At 64.5% G+C, this 17,315-nt stretch carries 16 protein-coding genes; 10 read left to right on the top strand and 6 right to left on the bottom strand.

The window, feature by feature from the left end; all coding sequences use genetic code 11:
- Positions 1-24: 24 nt before the first annotated feature.
- From FFS12_RS01765 to gstA, 3 genes are all read right to left on the bottom strand, one after another.
- Entirely contained in the window at positions 25-1,593 is a 1,569-nt protein-coding gene (locus tag FFS12_RS01765) for an ABC transporter ATP-binding protein (RefSeq protein ID WP_137885257.1), read from the bottom strand.
- A 518-nt stretch (positions 1,594-2,111) separates the two neighbouring features.
- Entirely contained in the window at positions 2,112-3,191 is a 1,080-nt protein-coding gene (locus tag FFS12_RS01770; RefSeq protein ID WP_137885258.1) for a nitronate monooxygenase family protein, read from the bottom strand.
- A 69-nt stretch (positions 3,192-3,260) separates the two neighbouring features.
- Complete coding sequence (gstA, locus tag FFS12_RS01775) at positions 3,261-3,863, bottom strand: glutathione transferase GstA (protein WP_137885259.1); 603 nt, start codon at positions 3,861-3,863, stop codon at positions 3,261-3,263.
- 111 nt (positions 3,864-3,974) lie between these two features.
- Between gstA and FFS12_RS01780 the strand changes: the two genes are divergently transcribed.
- The 10 genes from FFS12_RS01780 to FFS12_RS01825 all read left to right on the top strand — a co-directional run bounded on the left by FFS12_RS01780 (position 3,975) and on the right by FFS12_RS01825 (position 13,170).
- Complete coding sequence (locus FFS12_RS01780) at positions 3,975-4,895, top strand: LysR family transcriptional regulator (RefSeq protein ID WP_137885260.1); 921 nt, start codon at positions 3,975-3,977, stop codon at positions 4,893-4,895.
- A gap of 236 nt (positions 4,896-5,131) precedes the next feature.
- Positions 5,132-5,752, top strand: coding sequence for a DUF1326 domain-containing protein (locus tag FFS12_RS01785; RefSeq protein WP_171011790.1), 621 nt, complete (start codon positions 5,132-5,134; stop codon positions 5,750-5,752).
- Between the two features lie 169 nt (positions 5,753-5,921).
- Complete coding sequence (locus tag FFS12_RS20075) at positions 5,922-7,313, top strand: diguanylate cyclase (RefSeq protein ID WP_137885262.1); 1,392 nt, start codon at positions 5,922-5,924, stop codon at positions 7,311-7,313.
- 123 nt (positions 7,314-7,436) lie between these two features.
- Complete coding sequence (locus tag FFS12_RS01795) at positions 7,437-7,766, top strand: DHCW motif cupin fold protein (protein WP_137885263.1); 330 nt, start codon at positions 7,437-7,439, stop codon at positions 7,764-7,766.
- A gap of 52 nt (positions 7,767-7,818) precedes the next feature.
- Positions 7,819-8,190: a DUF2784 domain-containing protein gene (locus FFS12_RS01800; protein WP_137885264.1), complete on the top strand. Its 372-nt coding sequence runs from the start codon at positions 7,819-7,821 to the stop codon at positions 8,188-8,190.
- 171 nt (positions 8,191-8,361) lie between these two features.
- Complete coding sequence (locus tag FFS12_RS01805; RefSeq protein ID WP_137885265.1) at positions 8,362-9,171, top strand: SDR family oxidoreductase; 810 nt, start codon at positions 8,362-8,364, stop codon at positions 9,169-9,171.
- 115 nt (positions 9,172-9,286) lie between these two features.
- A complete protein-coding gene (locus FFS12_RS01810) occupies positions 9,287-10,453 on the top strand; it encodes a CynX/NimT family MFS transporter (protein WP_256657244.1) in 1,167 nt (388 codons plus the stop codon).
- Positions 10,454-10,701: 248 nt separating this feature from the next.
- Entirely contained in the window at positions 10,702-12,174 is a 1,473-nt protein-coding gene (locus tag FFS12_RS01815; protein ID WP_137885266.1) for an inorganic phosphate transporter, read from the top strand.
- A 144-nt stretch (positions 12,175-12,318) separates the two neighbouring features.
- Entirely contained in the window at positions 12,319-12,747 is a 429-nt protein-coding gene (locus FFS12_RS01820) for a hypothetical protein (RefSeq protein ID WP_137885267.1), read from the top strand.
- 90 nt (positions 12,748-12,837) lie between these two features.
- Positions 12,838-13,170 (top strand): YnfA family protein, encoded by a 333-nt coding sequence (locus tag FFS12_RS01825; protein WP_137885268.1) that lies wholly within the window; start codon positions 12,838-12,840, stop codon positions 13,168-13,170.
- Positions 13,171-13,258: 88 nt separating this feature from the next.
- On the opposite strand, the gene FFS12_RS01830 is transcribed toward FFS12_RS01825, so the two are convergent.
- The 3 genes from FFS12_RS01830 to FFS12_RS01840 all read right to left on the bottom strand — a co-directional run bounded on the left by FFS12_RS01830 (position 13,259) and on the right by FFS12_RS01840 (position 17,315).
- The gene (locus FFS12_RS01830; protein WP_137818483.1) at positions 13,259-13,486 is read right to left on the bottom strand and encodes a YheU family protein; all 228 of its coding nucleotides are present in this window, start codon (positions 13,484-13,486) and stop codon (positions 13,259-13,261) included.
- A 92-nt stretch (positions 13,487-13,578) separates the two neighbouring features.
- Complete coding sequence (locus FFS12_RS01835) at positions 13,579-16,335, bottom strand: hybrid sensor histidine kinase/response regulator (protein WP_137885269.1); 2,757 nt, start codon at positions 16,333-16,335, stop codon at positions 13,579-13,581.
- 287 nt (positions 16,336-16,622) lie between these two features.
- Positions 16,623-17,315 (bottom strand): MBL fold metallo-hydrolase, encoded by a 693-nt coding sequence (locus tag FFS12_RS01840; RefSeq protein WP_137885270.1) that lies wholly within the window; start codon positions 17,313-17,315, stop codon positions 16,623-16,625.

Genomic DNA, 17,315 nt, shown 5'->3' on the forward strand with positions numbered 1-17,315 from the left:
TTTCCCTTGTTATTGATGGCTGGTTTATTGATGGTGGGTCGCTGCCGGCGCGCTCTCGGCGCCCGGCCACATGCCACTCATCCACACGCCTATGTCTTCTACCGAGGTCTCGGCCGACGCCCGGCTCGGCGACAGCCGGCCCTTGGCGATCACCGCGATGCGGTCGCAGATCTCGAACAGCTCATCCAGCTCCTCGGAGACCACCAGCACGGCACAGCCGCTGTTGCGCAGGTCGATGATCTGCTGGCGGATAAAGGCCGCCGCGCCCACGTCCACGCCCCAGGTCGGTTGGGCGGCGACCAGCAGCTTGGGGGCCTGGAGGATTTCGCGGCCCATGATGTACTTCTGCAGATTGCCGCCGGACAGCGATCTGGCCTGCGCGGCCGGCCCGCCGCACTTGACGTTGAAGCGCTCGATGCACTCCTGGGCGAAGGCCTTGGCGGCGCGGAAATCGATCAGCCCGCGCTTGACCAGGGCCTTTGCGGTGGCGGCGGTGAGGATGGCATTGTCGCTGAGCGCCATGCTCGGCACTGCGCCGCGGCCCAGGCGCTCTTCCGGCACGAAGCACAGACCGATCTGTCGGCGCTGGTCGGGCGGCAAGCGTCCCGCCGGGCTCCCGCAGATCTGCACCTGGTCTTTCTCACTCAGCGGGGTCTCCCCGGAAATGGCCGCCAACAGCTCGGCCTGGCCGTTGCCCGAGACCCCGGCGATGCCGACTATCTCGCCGGAGCGCACCTCCAGCTGGATGTCCTTGAGATCGGTGCCGAACGGATCGGGCGAGGCCTGCGACAGCCCCGCCAGTTTCAGCCGGACCTCGCCGCCGGCCTGGACCGCGGTGTGGACACAGGCCGGCAGATCCTTGCCGATCATCAGCCGCGCCATGCTCTTGGGCGTCTCCTGGGAGGGGATGCAGGCGCCCGTGACCTTGCCGCTACGCAGCACTGTGGCGCTGTGGCACAGCTCCTGGATTTCGTCGAGTTTGTGGCTGATATAGAGGATCGAGCAGCCTTCGCTGGCCAGCCGGCGCAGGGTCTCGAACAGGACGCGCACCGCCTGCGGGGTGAGCACCGAGGTCGGTTCGTCCATGATCAGCAGCCGCGGGTTTTGCAGCAGGCAGCGCACGATTTCGACCCGCTGGCGCTCGCCGACAGACAGCGCATGCACATGCCGACGGGGATCGACCGGCAGGCCGTAGCGCGTGGAGACCGACTCGATGCGGCGGGCCAGATCCGGCAAATCGGGGTTGCCCGGCAGGGCCAGGGCGACGTTTTCCAGCACGGTCAGGGTCTCGAACAGCGAGAAGTGCTGGAACACCATGCCGATGCCCAGGCTGCGGGCATGGGCCGGGTTTTCCACCACGACCGGCTGGCCCTCCCAGAACATCTCGCCGGCGCTCTGGCGGGTCACGCCGTAGATGATCTTCATCAGCGTCGATTTACCGGCGCCGTTCTCGCCCAGCACGGCATGAATCTCGCCGGGCATGACGCACAGGTCGATCCCATCGTTGGCGACGACCGTGGGATAGACCTTACAGATGCCTTTCAAGGTCAACCTAGGCAGCGTATCGGGTGTGGCTGCAGCGAACTCATGCATTGAGTTTTCTCCTTGTCTGCGGTGACCTTAGCAGCTCTGACGAGCCGGGCTCGGCGCCTTGGGGGATTCGGCGCGGTGTCCGCCGCTGTTCCCTTCGAGGTGCCCACCCGCTGCCCGGCGAGTTATGCGCGGGAGCGTGCTGTTGTGTACTACGTTTCTGTAAAACTGTGCAACAGGTTGTGAACAATTTAACGTTGATATGTAAACAAGGTGCCAGGCGGGACGCGCACCGGGTCGCTCGCGACTCTCTGAAAAGATAGCGGTATTCGCGCAGAAGCCGAGCGTTGGATTGCCTAATTAGGGACGCCAAGCGCGGGGGAGCGCTTAGGTTCGGTCTTAGAAATATCGACTCGACGGCATGGCTTCGTAGGGTGCGCTGTGCGCACCAATGCCCGCTGCAACTGGTGCGCAGAGCGCACCCTACGTACTGAACCGAGCGCGACTAGGCCGTGCCGCGGCGGACAAGGCGCTCGCGCTAGGCTCGCCGGGGGGGGCAGGGCCAGGCCTGGCCCTCTGAGCTAAGCCCTGTCGATTACTGCCGAAGCCTCCTCCAGCAGCGCCTGCATCAGCGTCTTGGCATCGTGGTGGCGCAGCAAGGGCGCCGCTTGGCCGGCCCAGAGCGAGATCAAGTCGGCCCGATTCTGTTTGATCGCCGCCGCCTTGATTGCCCCGGTGAACCAATTCTGTACGGGGTATTGGGGAAGATTCGCTTCCTCCGCCCTCAGCTCATCGATAAAGCGGTTGCGGATGCCGCGGGCCAGCCGGCCGCTGAAGGCGCGGGTCAGCGCGGTGTGTTTCGCCTCCGGGCTGAACAGCATGCGCCGGTGCACCTCGCTGGCCGACGACTCGGCACAGGCCAGGAACGCCGTGCCGATCTGCACGCCCTGGGCGCCTAGGGCCAAGGCGGCGGCTATGCCACGGCCGTCGGCGATGCCGCCGGCGGCGATGACCGGAACCTTGACCGCATCGACCACCTGCGGCACCAGGGCGAAGGTGCCGGTCAGCGAGTGCTCGGCGGCGCGCAGGAAGGAGACCCGGTGCCCGCCGGCCTCGAAGCCGGTCGCGACTATGAGGTCGACCCCGGCCCGCTCGAGCGCGAGCGCCTCGTCCGCGGTGGCGGCGGCCCCGATGGTCACTATCTCGAGCTCGCGGCAGCGGCGCAGAACCTCGGGGGAGGGTACGCCGTAGACGAAGCTGAAGGCCGCCGGGCGGGCCTCCAACACGGCCTCGACTTGTTCCTCATAACTCGGCGTGAAGCGTTCAGGGCGTACCGGCGGGGGCATACCCAATTCGTTGTAGTAAGGCGTCAGCCGCTCGACGTTGCGCGCGAATTCTTCAGTGCTGAGGCTAGGGTTTTCGCTGTCCTGGAAGGGTATCCACAGGTTGAGGGCGAACGGGCGCTGGGTGCGTGAGCGGATGTTGTGGGCGACTTCCCTGATCTGCGCCCCGGCGAGGTGATGCACGCCGAAGGAGCCTAAACCGCCGGCCTCGCAGACGGCGACGACCAAATCGACACTGGACAGGCCGCCGCCGAAGGGCCCTTGAATGATCGGTGCGGCCAGGTTCAGGCGCCGTGAGACTTCAGTGCTTTTCCACATGTGGGGATCTCTTCCATTGATCTGAGTGGGTTCCGGCCCTGCTTGGGCCGGAGCGGGGCTGTTGCGGGGTCAGAAGCCTTCGACCTCCAGCGCCTCGCGCACGGCGGGCCGCGCCGCGACTCGCTTCAAGTAGCTTTGCAGGTCCTGGTAGGCCGAGAGATCGAGCCCGACATGGGGAGCCCAGTTCGTCACGGTGAATAGATACGCGTCCGCCACACTGAAGTTGTCGCCGGTCAGGTACTGCTTGCCGCGCAGTTGCTCGCAGACCCAGGCGTACTTCTTCGCCAGGGCGGCGCTGTAGACCGCCTTAGCCGTCGCGTCCAGGGCGGGGTTGAACAGCGCGCCGAAGGCCTTGTGCAGCTCCGAGGTGATGTAATTCTGCCATTCCAGCACTCGGTAGCGCGCCAGGCTGCCGGCCTCGGGCATCAGCTCATGGTTGCCGACCTGGTCGGCGAGGTACTGGGTGATCACCGGCCCTTCGCTCAGGCGCTCGCCGCTATCCAGCTCCAGCAGCGGCACATAGCCTTTGGGGTTGATCCGGTAATAGTCGGCGCCGTGCTCGGTCTGGTGCGTTTGGGTGTCGACCCGCACGAGGGTGAAGGGCAGTCTGGCTTCGCGCAGCACTATGTGGGGGGCCAGGGAGCAGGCGCCGGGGGAGTAGTAAAGCTTCATGGTGAGTTCCCTCTGTCGATGTGGATGTAGCTGTGGGTTAGGCTATTGGCAATCTCCAGGCGGATAAACGGCGCCTCACTCAATTCACTTGATACAGGGTGTAACTAATAGATGGGGCGTCAGTTGGGTGGAGTGCTGCTGGGCAGCATGGAACTGTTTTGCTTGGCCGCCGAGTTGGGCGGCTTTACCGCCGCCGCCCTGGCCGCAGGCGTGACTCCGGCGGCGGTGAGCCGCTCGGTGTCGCGCCTGGAGGCTCGGCTGGGCGTGCGCCTGTTCCTGCGGACCACCCGGCAGATTCGCCTGACCGAAGGCGGCCGGGCCTATTTCGAGCAGTGCCGGCAGGCGCTCGCGCAACTGGTCGAGGCCGAGCGCGAGGTGTCGGGTCAGCAGGCGGCCCCGGCCGGGCTGCTGCGCATCAGCATGGGCACGCCTTACGGCCACTACCGGGTGCTGCCGCTGCTGCCGGCGTTCCGCGCGCGCTACCCGGCGGTCGAGGTCGAGGTGCATCTGAGCAACCGCAATGTCGACTTTGTCGGCGAGGGTTTCGACCTGGCAATACGCGCGCGGGTGCCGGCGGACTCGAGCCTGATCGCGCGCAAATTGGAGGATGCGCCGCTGCTGGTGGTGGCCGCGCCGGCCTATCTGCAGCGCGCCGGAGTGCCCGCTAGCCTGGAGGCGCTGGCCGAGCACGAGTGCATCCAGTTCCTGCTGCCGAGCAGCGGCAAGCCGATCCCCTGGTCGTTCCGCCGGGACGGCAAGGAGCTGGAGCTGGTCACCGCCGGCGGCTATTGCTGCGCGGAGGATCTGCTGGGCGGCGTGACCCTGGCGCGTAGCGGCGCCGGGCTGTTGCAGACCTATGGCTTTATCGTCGAGGAGGAGTTGCGCCGCGGCAGCCTGGTCGAGGTGTTGCAGCCCTTCGCCGGCCGCTCCCGGCCCTTCACGCTGCTTTACCCCCATGGCCGGCATCTCTCGCTGCGGGTGCGCAGCTTCGTCGACTTTCTGCTGGAGGCGCTGGCCGACCAGCGCGAATGAGTCGCTCGCATTCCGCGCGGCGGGCTTGACTAGACTGTAGTCACGGACCTGCAAGCGGGGCGCTCATTCGCTCGCGCAGCTGGGTGCCGGTTGATTCCGCCGTTCGATTGCAGCTCGATCGGCGGGAAATGGGCGCGGCCGGGGTTCCACTCAACGCTCAACGTACCGACCGCCGCCAGAAATCCTGGTTTATCGACTATGCCTTGCGCCACTGCGGGCTGGGCAGAGGAGGAAAGATGACTCAGTGGAACTTCGAAGCCGACTACTTCACGGCCTGCAACTGCGACTGGGGCTGCCCTTGTAACTTCAATGCGCGGCCGACCGAGGGTCGCTGCATGGGCTGGGGCGCCTGGCACATCCTCTCGGGCCGGTTCGGCACGACACTCCTCGACGATACACGGTTCGCGCTCTACTACAGCTTCCCGGGCCCGGTCGAGCAAGGCCAGGGGAGCGCCTGTGCCTATATCGACAGCGGCGCCACTGCGGAGCAGCGTCAGGCCCTCGAGGCGATAGGCACGGGGAAGGCGGGCGGCGGGCTCTTCGACCTGTTCGGCGCGCAACTCGTCAGCAAATGGTTGCCGACGAAAGTCGTGCCCATCGAATTCGCGTTCAAGGATGGCCTGGGCGGTGTGCGCATCGAGGGTTTTGCCGAGGCAGAGAGCGAGCTGCTGAGCTACCCCGATGGCAGCGTGATCCGCCCGTGGCTCGACCTGCCCCACGGCATCGAATACAAGAAAGGCCTGATGACCAACGCCAAGCGCTGGTGGTGGCGCGATGCTGAGCTGTTGGCGAGCTACGCGAACAAGTACGGTGCCGTCGCCAGGGTGAAGTTCACGGAGCAGGGCTGCGTCGGTTAAGAACCTGTTTACGATCTGCTGCGGGCTACGCGTGTCATGCTGCGTTGAAAACAGGCTCGCAACGATCTTGAACGGGTTCGTAGGTCGAAGCCGCGACCGATGCAAGGAGGTTTGCTATTCCTATACTCTGAGCACGCGGTTCCCCCCGACCCAGGACGCCGAACGAACGATGCCTTCCCCACCCCGTTGGCTGGACCGGACCCTCGACCTCTTCCAGGGCCATGCCGTCATCGGCATGGCCCTGATACTCCTGCTCAGCCTGACCGGCCTGAGCTGGAGCCTGCACCAGATCTTCAGCCAGCAGTTGCAAGACGCCGCCCTCAAGAGCGCCCGGTTGTATACGGCCACCCTCAGCGAGTTCCGCAGCCTCTACACCTCCGAGGTGGTCGCCCGCGCCCGTGCCTACGGCATGAGCGTCACCCACGATTACCAGGCCACGCCCCAGGCCATTCCCTTGCCCGCGACCCTGAGCATGCTGCTCGGCAACCGCCTGGGCCAGCAGGGTTCCGGCGTCAGCACCAGGCTGTACAGCCCTTACCCCTTTCCCTGGCATGCGCAGGAGGGCGGTCTCAAGGACGACTTCGGCCGGCAGGCCTGGCAAGCCCTGCAAGCCGACCCTGAGCAGCCGTTCTACCGCTTCGAACGCCAGGGCGATCAGCTGGTGCTGCGCTACGCCACGGCCGACCTCATGCGCCCGGCCTGCGTCGACTGCCACAATAGCCACCCCGATTCCCCCCGGCGCGGCTGGAAGGTCGGCGAGGTGCGTGGCATCCTCGAGGTCGACCAGCCACTCGACAGCGCGGGGCTCAGTGCCCGTCCACTGCTGATCGAAACCGCCGTCGTCACCCTGAGCATCCTGGCCCTGTTCTCCACCCTGCTCGCCCTGGTGATCGGCCGCCTGCACCGCGCCAGCGAGAAAGCCCAAGGACTCAGCCAGGAGATGAGCTCGATCAACCGGGCCCTGGAACGGGAAATCATCGAGCGCCAGCAGGTGGAAGTCGACCTGCGTTCGGCCAACGACAGGCTCGAGTTGCTGGCGACCCAGGACCCGCTGACCGGAATCGCCAACCGCCGCGGCTTCGAGCGCACCCTGAGCCTGGAGTGGCGGCGCGCGCAACGCCAGGGCAGCCCGCTCAGCCTGATCATGGCCGATATCGACAACTTCAAGGCCTACAACGATCACTACGGTCACCAGGCCGGCGATCGCTGCCTGCAACGGGTCGCCGCGCGGCTCCATGCCCGGGTGCGGCGCCCGCCCGATCTGGTGGCCCGCTACGGCGGCGAAGAGTTCGTGATCATCCTGCCGGACACCGCGGCCGCAGGCGCCTATGCCTTGGCCGAGGCCATGCGTAACGCCGTGTATGAGCTGAAGCTCGAACACATCGACTCGGCAACCGCCAGCTACGTCACCCTGAGCCTGGGCATCGCCACCCTGGTACCCAAGGCCGACAGTTCGGCGGAGAGTCTGTTGCAGGCCGCTGATCGGGCGCTCTATCGCGCCAAGGCCGCCGGCCGCAACCGGGTCGAGGCGGGTCAGGAGTTGTCCCCGTCTGAGCCCTAGGGAGCGGGGCTGGCGCTGCAGCGGGCGAGGATCGCGGCCTGTATCGAGGCCGAGCTGGCTGAGCATGCCCGGCTTAGCGACTGAGCCCCTATTCAATAATCAGCAAACCCTAAGGAAGGCCTTATGCAACTGAGCGATATCCCCTTCGGCACCACCGACTGGGCGGCCGTGGAGCCCAGCGAACATCGCGGTGAAACTGGCCTGGCCTATTGGCGGACTTGCCAGTTCGGCGCGCTGCGGGTGCGGATGGTCGAGTATTCGCCGGGCTATCTGGCCGACCACTGGTGTGTGAAGGGCCATATCCTGCTGTGCCTGGAGGGCGAGTTGCTGACCGAGTTGGCGGATGGCCGCCGCTTTGTGCTCAAGCCGGGCATGAGTTATCAGGTCGCGGATAATGCCGAGCCGCATCGCTCCGCTACCACCCTCGGCGCCAAGTTGTTTGTGCTGGATTGAGGGGCTAACCGATGGCGGCTAAGCGCTTCAGCGCGCAGGGCAGGGCAGCGGGATGATCTACCGTCTGGGCGCCGATGCGCTGGTGTTGGCTCATCTGCTGTTCATCCTCTTCGTGCTGGGCGGTGGGCTGCTGGTGCTGAGATGGCACGCGCTGGCCTGGGTGCATCTGCCGGCGGTGTTCTGGGGGGCGGTGGTGGAGTTCTTTCATCTGGTCTGCCCGCTGACGCCGTGGGAGAACAGCCTGCGCCGCGCCGCCGGTCAGTCTGGCTATAGCGGTGGTTTCGTCGAGCATTACCTGATCCCGCTCATCTACCCGAGCGGGCTGACGGCGCAGCTGCAACTGTGGTTGGGCGGCCTGGTGGTTGTGCTGAATGTCTTGGTCTACCTGCGGTTGACGCTAGTGCTGCGCAAGCGCAGGCGCTGAACGCGGCTGATCCTGCGGGCGGATAAGGCTAGCGGTTCTTTGCCTTACCAAGGTCGCAAGCGCTGGTGCGGTTTGCCTCGGTCATTCAGCAGCCTAATGGTGCGTGGGCTGCACTAGTGCCTTAGCTACACTGCGGCCCATCTACCACAGAACATATAAGGCAACCTCAGTATGCAAAACCGCATGATGATTACCGGCGCGGGTTCCGGCTTGGGTCGCGAAATTGCCCTGCGTTGGGCGCGCGAAGGTTGGCAACTGGCGTTGTCCGACGTTAGCGAGCCGGGCCTGACGGAAACCCTGCAACTGGTCCGCGAAGCCGGCGGCGATGGTTTCACCCAGCGTTGTGACGTACGCGACTACAGCCAGCTCACCGCGCTGGCCCAGGCCTGCGAGGAGAAGCTGGGCGGCATCGACCTGATAGTCAACAACGCCGGCGTGGCCTCGGGCGGCTTCTTCAGCGAGTTGTCGCTGGAGGATTGGGATTGGCAGATCGCGATCAACCTGATGGGCGTGGTCAAGGGCTGCAAGGCCTTCCTGCCGCTGCTCGAGCGCAGCAAGGGCAAGATCGTCAACATCGCCTCCATGGCGGCGCTGATGCAGGGCCCGGCGATGAGCAACTACAACGTGGCCAAGGCCGGCGTGGTGGCGCTCTCCGAGAGCCTGTTGATCGAGCTGAAGCAGCAGGAGATCGGCGTGCACGTGGTCTGCCCGTCGTTCTTCCAGACCAACCTGCTGGACTCCTTCCGCGGCCCGACCCCGGCGATGAAGGCGCAGGTCGGCAAGCTGCTGGAGGGCTCGCCGATCAGCGCGGCGGATATCGCCGACTACATCTACCAGGAGATCGCCAAGGGCGAATTCATGATCCTGCCCCATGAGCAAGGCCGCATGGCCTGGGCGCTGAAACAGAAGAACCCGCAGCTGCTCTACGACGAGATGGCCAATATGGCCGAGAAAATGCGCGCCAAGAGCAAACAGGGTTAATGGGATAAATTGTCCGTTCGGTCAACTTTGACCTGGGCCGGGCTTGTCCTGGCTCGGGCCGGGGGAGTAGGGTTGCTCCTCCGGCCCGCTTGGCCGCTACTGTGTTGAAAGCTCTGTGAAACCCGTATCCCGGGCCATGCTGTTGCTGGCCCTGGTGCTGGCCGCGATCAACTTGCGCCCCGGCATCACCTCGCTGGCCCCGCTGATCGAGCGCATCGCCCGCGAACTCGCCCTCAGCCGCGGGCTGATCAGCCTGAGCACCGCCTTACCGGTGCTGTGCATGGGCCTGCTGGCCCCGCTGGCGCCACGGCTGGCGCTGCGCTTGGGGCTGGAACGGACCATCGCTCTGTGCCTCGGCTTGATCGCGGCGGCCTTGCTCATGCGTCTGGCCGGGCAGGCCAGCCCGATCCTGATCGGCAGCGCGGTGCTCCTGGGCACCGGCATCGCCGTGGCCGGACCTTTGCTCTCCGGCTTCATCAAACGCCATTTCGTCGAGCATATCGGCCACGCCGTCGGCTGGTACTCCTTCAGCATGGCGATTGGCGGTGCGGCTGGCGCGGTGCTGACGGCGCCAGCCACGCAGCTATTGGCCGATCGCTGGACCTATGGCTTGGCCATCTGGGCGTTACCGGCGCTGTTCGGGCTGGTGTTCTGGCTGCGCCTGCCGAACCGGGCGGAAAGCGCCGCTGAAGTCGGCAGCGGTTCCGGCCTGCCCTGGAGAGAGCCGCGGGCCTGGCTGATCAGCTGCTTCTTCGCCATTCAGGCCGGGCTGTTCTATGCCCTGGCGACCTGGGTGGTGGCGCGCTACCACGAGGCCGGCTTATCCCTGCTGCGCAGCAACACGCTGTTCAGCATCTCGATGCTGGTCGGCTTGCCCAGCTCCTTCTTGTTGCCCTGGCTAGCGCAGCGCCTCGATTGCCGCTACCAACTGCTGCTGCTTTGCGGGCTGTGCTCAGCCTTGTGCCTGGGCATGATCAGCCTGGTGCCGACCTTCATCCCGGAGCTGTGGGCGGTGCTGATTGGCTTCGGCCTCGGCGGCTCCTTCGCCCTGTCGCTGGTGTTGCCGCTGTACGAAGTGCACACGCCGCTGGCCGTCAGCCGCTGGACCGCGATGATGCTCTGTGCCGGTTACAGCATGGCGAGTCTGACGCCGATTCTGGCCGGCCTCGGCCGCGATCTGGCCGGCGATTATCAGTTGCCCTTTAGGGTACTGACGGGCCTGGCGTTGCTGATGAGCGGTCTGGCCTGGCAGTTGCGCCCACGGCCGGGCAAGGCGTGCTGACTGCCTAGAATTAAGTGCAACCCTGGCCAACGCAGCGCTTTGGCTGCGGTTAACCTCGAGGCGTCGACACTCCAAGGCGTTTTTGAGGTGCCCTAGCAACGGCTCGGAAGCCTCAGTCTTAAGCTGTTGCCTGCGAAATACAGGGCGCGAGTTGGTCTGCCAGCTTCACCAACCAGCAGTTTGTGGATTTGCTCACAGGCTTTATCTGGCATAATCGCGCCCCCTTCAGCCTCGGTCATAAAACCTTCATGTTCGAATTCTTCAGCGGGCTTGATGCCTGGGTCGTCGCGAGCCTGCTACTCGCCCTGGCCTTCGTCCTCACCTTCGAATTCATCAACGGTTTCCATGACACCGCCAACGCGGTGGCCACGGTTATCTATACCAAAGCCATGCCGCCGCACCTGGCGGTGATCTTCTCCGGGTTCTTCAACTTCCTCGGCGTGCTGCTCGGCGGCGTCGGCGTGGCCTATGCCATCGTCCATCTGCTGCCGGTGGAGCTGTTGATCAATGTCGATACCGGTTACGGCCTGGCCATGGTGTTCTCCCTGCTGGCCGCGGCCATCGCCTGGAATCTGGGCACCTGGTACTTCGGCATTCCGGCCTCCAGTTCGCACACCCTGATCGGCTCGATCCTCGGCGTCGGCCTGGCCAATGCGCTGATTACCGATATCTCGCTGGCGGATGGGGTCAACTGGCAGAAGGCGATCGATATCGGCATCTCCCTGGTCGCCTCGCCGGCCGCCGGTTTCATGGTCGCCGCGCTGCTGCTGCTGGCACTGAAGTGGTGGCGGCCGCTGTCGAAGATGCACAAGACGCCGGAACAGCGTCGCGAACTCGACGACAAGAAGCATCCGCCGTTCTGGAACCGGCTGGTGCTGGTGCTTTCGGCCATGGCCGTGAGCTTCGTGCATGGCTCCAACGATGGCCAGAAAGGCATCGGCCTGATCATGCTGGTGCTGATCGGCATAGTGCCGGCCCAGTTCGTGCTGGATCTGAATAGCACCACCTACCAGATCGAACGGACCCGCGATGCCACCCTGCATCTCAGCCAGTTCTACGAGCGCAACCACGCCACCCTCAGCGAATACCTGGCCCTCGGCAAGAATCACACGACCGAGCTGCCGAAGCGGTTCCGCTGCGACGCCAAACTGACCGAGTCGACCGTAGCCGCGCTGCTGACGAACCTGGCGGGCGTCGCGAACTACCGGGATCTGCCGGCGGAAAACCGCATCCAGGTACGCCGCTACCTGCTGTGTCTGGACGACACGGCGAAGAAGGTCGGCAAGCTGCAAGGCCTGGACAAGCGCGAGAAGGCTGACCTGGAGAAGCTGCGCAAGGATCTGACCGCCACCACCGAATACTCGCCATTCTGGGTCATCCTCGCGGTCGCCTTGGCCTTGGGGATCGGCACCATGGTCGGTTGGAAGCGGGTGGTGCTGACCGTCGGCGAGAAGATCGGCAAGCAGGGCATGACTTACTCCCAAGGCATGGCGGCGCAGATCACCGCGGCCTGCGCTATTGGTTTGGCTAACGTGTTCAGCCTGCCGGTGTCGACCACCCATGTGCTGTCCTCGGGGGTCGCCGGCACCATGGTCGCGAACAAGAGTGGCCTGCAGGGCGGTACCGTGCGCAACATCCTGCTGGCCTGGGTGCTGACCTTGCCGACGGCGATGGCCTTGTCGGCGGGCTTATTCTGGCTGGCGACCAAGCTGGTCGGGTAAATCGAAGCGTTGAAAGAAGCCTCGCCTGCTGCGGGGCTTTTTTCTGCGCGCGGTGTGGATGGGCGCTCAAGCCTGATAAGGCAGAGGTTTCCCCAGGCCCTTGCCCTGTGTTAGAAGGCTGCCTTCATTTCCTGGAGTGCCCGCGTGGAGTCCGAATCCATCGTCTATGGCTGTATCCGCGACTGGCCGTCCACTGACTCGGAGCAGCGGCGCCTGCGCCGGGTGACCAACCGCCGTGAGCTGAATGCTTTACCCGCGGGGGAGGCCTGGCCGTTTCTGGGGCGGGAGATGTTTTCTTTTTGCGAGCACGCAGGCGAAGGGCTGTACCAGACGCAGGTGATCCACTTCGGTGCCAGCTACCGTGCGGTGGAGTACGAGTGGAGCCTGTGGGTCGAGCAGTTCGAGGCGCTGCTCAAGCGTTTGTACTGGGGCAGCGCGGTCGTCCACCTGGAAACCGAGCTGAACGGCACCCATACCTTTCGCTGGGAGTCGGAGAAGGGCTTTCACAGCCCCCAGGAAGACGGTTTGCGCGTGCGCTGCGCCTGGGAGCGCGAGGGCGGCTTACGCGGTTAGGGCGAACATTTTGTCCGGCGCTGGGTCTTTCGCTGGGTAAGGCCTGCGCCATGCCCCCCGCTAAATTGCAATTAACCAAGAGGGCGCTGGATGCTCAACTACCTGTGGTTTTGCCTCGCCGCCTTGTTCGAGATCGCCGGCTGCTATGCCTTTTGGCTGTGGCTGCGGATGGGCAAAAGTGCCTGGTGGGTGGCGCCGGGCTTGTTCAGTCTGGCCTTGTTCGCGTTGCTGCTGACCCGGGTCGAAGCGGTCTATGCCGGGCGGGCGTACGCGGCCTATGGCGGCATCTATATCGTGGCTTCGCTGTTCTGGCTGGGGGTGATCGAACGGGCGCGGCCGTTGGCCAGTGACTGGTTGGGGGCGGCGCTCTGTGTACTGGGCGCGAGCGTCATTCTGCTGGGGCCGCGTTTCCCCCAATCGTAGACTGGGTAGAGGCGCATGCGCCGAAGCCCAGCTTGGCCAGGCTGGGTTTCGCTATCGGTCTACCCAGCCTGCGGGGTTTGCAATCCCGTCAGTCCAACCACTCCCGCGGCACTTCCCGTTTCAGCATCAGTTGGCATTGTTCGCTTTCCGGGTCGAACACTATCACCGCGTCGCCTTTATCCAGGGCGCGACGGACGCGCAAAACGCGGGTTTCTAGTGGGGTTTCATCGCCATTGTCGGTGCCGTCACGGGTGACGAAGTCTTCGATCAGGCGGGTGAGGGTGTCGGCTTCTAACAGCTGCTGGGGGATTAACACGGGGCACTTCTCCAAAACGCTGGGCGATCTTAGCGCACAAGCACTCCGAGGTCGTCCCGACCATGCTAAAGCTGCAAGATAAAACCTTGGTCTTAGCTGGAGGTGCCCAGCGGCTGGCTGAGCAGGTAGCGATCCAGGGTGCTGTACAGCAGCTTGCTGTCCAGTGGCTTGCCGAGGAAGTCATCCATGCCGGCGTCGGCGCCATGCTGCCGGTGTTCGTCGAGGATGTGTGCGGTTAGCGCGATGATCGGTACCGCCGTCAGCTGCTGGTTGCGCTCCAGGCGGCGGATCTGCCGGGTGGCCTCGAAGCCATCCATCTTGGGCATTTCGCAGTCCATCAGGATCAGTTGAATGGCGGCGGGGTCGCGCTGGTATTCGCTGACGGCGTCCAGACCGTTGCTCACCAGACGCACGCTGTAGCCGCGTTTCTTCAAGAAGCCCTGCACCACTAATTGGTTCACCGGATTGTCCTCGGCGACCAGGAGGCACGGCGTCGCGCCGCTAGCGTTGCGGATTTCGCCGCTTGGCGGGCGTGATTCTGCTCGGCGTTCTTGGTAAAGCTCCAGCAGCGCCTCGCGCAAGGGCGTCACGGCCAGCGGTTGGGCCAGGTTGAGCAGGCGCAGGCCGCCGCTGGCCGGCAGTTGTGGACAGTGTTCGGGTGGGCACAGCAGCAGTACGCGTTGGCCGGGCTGCAGGCGGGGGCGCAGCGAGTCCAGCCAGCCCGCTACGCTGCCAGGCCAGGGCGCCATCAACACCAGCAGCGGAGCGACGGCGAAATCGTCGAGGTAGTCGTGCAGGCGCTGCGGATTTTGGCAGCGCTCGGTGCGCATGCCCCAGCGCCTGAGCAGGCGGCTGAGGGCATCGAGGCCGAGGCCGTCCAGCGAAGCGAGCAGGGCGGTGCGGCCCTTGAGCAGTTGGCTCAACTCATCCGCGTGTTCGTCGCCGTCGGGCAGCGCTATATCGAAGGCGAAGCGGGTCCCTTGGCCTGGCGTGCTCTGTACTTGGATATGGCTGCCCATCATTTCCACCAGTTCCTTGCTGATGGCCAGACCGAGGCCGCTGCCACCGTAATGGCGGGTGGTGCTGGAATCGCCTTGGGCGAAGGACTCGAACAGCTGGGTCAGCGCCGCAGCGGGAATGCCGATGCCACTGTCGCTGACGGCGAAGATCAGCTGCGCTGCGCCCTGGCTGTCGCTCCGGCGGCAGACGTTGACGGCCACATGACCTTCGGCGGTGAACTTCAGGGCATTGCTCAAGAGGTTCATCAATACCTGTTTCAGCCGCGTCGGATCACCTTGGATGCGTCGCGGTACGCCGCCTTCGAGGCCGACGTAGAGGCGCAGCTGTTTCTCCAGGGCCTGGGCGGTAAACAGGCTGAGGGTCTCGGAGAGCAGCACTTCGAGGTCGAAGTCGATATGTTCCAAACTCAGCTTGCCGGACTCGATCCGCGCGTAGTCGAGAATGTCGTTGATCACCGCCATCAGTGAGCTGCCGGAGCTGGCGATGGTGTCGACATAGAAGCCTTGGCTACGGTCCAGCGGCGTGCTCTTGAGCAGTTGCAGCATGCCCAGCACACCGTTCAACGGCGTGCGGATCTCATGGCTCATCTTGGCCAGGAAGCGGCTCTTGGCCTGGTTCTCGATCTCCGACTGCTCGGCGGCTTGGCGTGAGCGGAAGCCTTCCTCCTTGAGCCGATTGATCCGATCGGCGAGACCGATGGAGAGGGTGATCAGCTCGATAGCGACGCCGACTTTGACCACTGCCGAGCCGTAGAGACCGAACAACTCGAGACCCAGAGAGCCGCTGGTGGCGATGATGAATGAGATCAGCAGAATGCCCCAGGCCAGGATGTAGTAGGAGCCATAGCGCAAACCCTGGCGCCAGACATAGGCGCCACTGAGCAGGAGGACGAAGGAGACGCCCAGCACGGTCAGGCTGGCCAGGATGTTCCAGGCTTGTAGGCCGATCAGCGGCAGCGACACCAGGCAGCCGAAGATGGCCAGCATGAACAGGCGCAGGCCCAGATCGAGGCGCGGGAAATACTGCCGCGTATGCAGAAAATGCCGGCTGAACTGGGTCGCGCTGAAACAGTGCAGGAACATCAGGATGTAGATGCTCACCGATTGCAGGGCGACATGCTCGGGCAGCAGTTTGAACAGGCTGCCATCGAAGCAGGCGGCGAACAGGCCGATGTTCAGGCTGTAAATCAGATACCAGAAGTACGCCGGCTCACGCAGCGATAGAAACAGAAACAGGTTGTAGCAGAACATCGCGAACAGCACGCCATAGAAGGCGCCATTCACGCCCATCAGGTTTTCCTGGGCGGCGGCGCTGGCGCCGTAGGTGCTGAAGAACAGCGGGACAAATACCGTGCTGGTGGTTTCCACGCGGATCAGCAGCGTGCTGCCGCCTGCCGGCAGGCTGATTGGAAACCAGAAATTGCGCACCTGCACCGGCCGCTGCGAGAAGGCGAAATGGTCACCGCTTTCCTGCTGTCGCAGGCGACCGTCCGGGGTGAGTAGATAGAGTTGCAGGTCGTCGAGCAGCGGGTAGTTGACCTCCAGGTAGCCGGCCAAGTCATGGGCACGGCTGTTGAGCAACGGCACCTTGAACCACCAGACCGAGTTGTTCTTGCCGAGGTTGGCGTGATCGCCGCTGACCGCTCGGAAGTCCGTATCAGGCAGGGCGCGGACCTCCTCGAGGGTGAAACTGCCGTGGCGATCCTCCAGGTAGCCCAGGTAAGGCCCGAGCGACAGGCGCAGTTCATCCTGATCCAGTGGGGCGGGCAGCCAGGCCCAGGCCTGCCCAGTGAGTAAGAGCAGCAGCAACGCCAGGCAAATTCGAGGCATCCGTAAACCTCATTGTTGTTATCTGGAGGGGCTAAGGGTGCTGCTCCCCTCGTCTTTTGTCTGGCACTGTGCCCTTACGCCGGCCGGCCATCAAGTGACGTTTTTACCTTGCTCGATCGGGGGGCAATCAGGCTGCCGAGGGTTAGCACGCCGTGCTCCAGTTGCGGACTGAAGCGCTCCTCGAGGCGGTCGCTTGGGCTTGCGGTGTCGCGGCTCAGCTTGCGCAAGGCAAAACGCTTGGGCTGGCGACTTCGGCGCGGTTCCGGGGCGCGGACAGCGGTGCTGCTTCAGTCATTCCCACAGGCTCGGTTGAGCGGTATGGCGATGTCCATCAGGCGCGGGGTTGCCAACTTCAGGCTGTTCATTAACGCGACGTAGGCCTCCACATCCCCCACCTGCAGGCGTGGGTTGTGTGCCGCTTCTTCGGCAATGCTGGAGCATGTCCAGCCGCGGTAGTCATGGCCGGGCCAGACCTCGGTAGCGCCGGGTAGGGTCAGCAGGCGCTGCAAGCTGGCCCATTGCTCGCGGGCGTCACCGTTCTGAAAGTCGGTGCGGCCACTGCCACGGATCAGCAGGGTGTCGCCGCTGAACAGCTTTGCGGGTTCCGCGCCTGTGGCCGGCAGCAGGAAGCAATAGGAGTCGTCCGTATGTCCCGGGGTGTGCCAGGCGATCAGTTCGCGTCTGCCGAAGGCAAGGCGTTTGCCATCACTGAAGGTGAAACTGGCGCAGTGGCTGCCGCTTTGCACGCCAAAGCCGCTGCGGCAGCCGGTGGCTTTGCGCAGGGCGCCCAGGGCAGTGATGTGATCGGCATGGGTGTGGCTGTCCACGGCCAGCACCAGGCGCAGATCCAGCTCATGGAACAGCTGTAAGTAGTCGTCCAGCCTGTCCTTGACCGGGTCGATCAGCACGGCCTTGCCGGCATCCGCCAGCAGATAGCTGTAGGCCGAGCTGGTGCTGTCGAACAATTGACGGAACAACAT

Origin of the sequence: Pseudomonas sp. 2FE, from assembly GCF_005503735.1 — a bacterium.
GTDB lineage: Bacteria > Pseudomonadota > Gammaproteobacteria > Pseudomonadales > Pseudomonadaceae > Aquipseudomonas.

What these genes read in the sequence shown, in the direction of transcription:
- FFS12_RS01765 (WP_137885257.1), bottom strand. Translation starts at nt 1,593, where the DNA reads ATGCATGAGTTCGCTGCAGCCACACCCGATACGCTGCCTAGGTTGACC.
- FFS12_RS01770 (WP_137885258.1), bottom strand. Translation starts at nt 3,191, where the DNA reads ATGTGGAAAAGCACTGAAGTCTCACGGCGCCTGAACCTGGCCGCACCG.
- gstA (WP_137885259.1), bottom strand. Translation starts at nt 3,863, where the DNA reads ATGAAGCTTTACTACTCCCCCGGCGCCTGCTCCCTGGCCCCCCACATA.
- FFS12_RS01780 (WP_137885260.1), top strand. Translation starts at nt 3,975, where the DNA reads ATGGGGCGTCAGTTGGGTGGAGTGCTGCTGGGCAGCATGGAACTGTTT.
- FFS12_RS01785 (WP_171011790.1), top strand. Translation starts at nt 5,132, where the DNA reads ATGACTCAGTGGAACTTCGAAGCCGACTACTTCACGGCCTGCAACTGC.
- FFS12_RS20075 (WP_137885262.1), top strand. Translation starts at nt 5,922, where the DNA reads ATGCCTTCCCCACCCCGTTGGCTGGACCGGACCCTCGACCTCTTCCAG.
- FFS12_RS01795 (WP_137885263.1), top strand. Translation starts at nt 7,437, where the DNA reads ATGCAACTGAGCGATATCCCCTTCGGCACCACCGACTGGGCGGCCGTG.
- FFS12_RS01800 (WP_137885264.1), top strand. Translation starts at nt 7,819, where the DNA reads ATGATCTACCGTCTGGGCGCCGATGCGCTGGTGTTGGCTCATCTGCTG.
- FFS12_RS01805 (WP_137885265.1), top strand. Translation starts at nt 8,362, where the DNA reads ATGCAAAACCGCATGATGATTACCGGCGCGGGTTCCGGCTTGGGTCGC.
- FFS12_RS01815 (WP_137885266.1), top strand. Translation starts at nt 10,702, where the DNA reads ATGTTCGAATTCTTCAGCGGGCTTGATGCCTGGGTCGTCGCGAGCCTG.
- FFS12_RS01825 (WP_137885268.1), top strand. Translation starts at nt 12,838, where the DNA reads ATGCTCAACTACCTGTGGTTTTGCCTCGCCGCCTTGTTCGAGATCGCC.
- FFS12_RS01835 (WP_137885269.1), bottom strand. Translation starts at nt 16,335, where the DNA reads ATGCCTCGAATTTGCCTGGCGTTGCTGCTGCTCTTACTCACTGGGCAG.
- FFS12_RS01840 (WP_137885270.1), bottom strand. Translation starts at nt 17,315, where the DNA reads ATGTTGTTCCGTCAATTGTTCGACAGCACCAGCTCGGCCTACAGCTAT.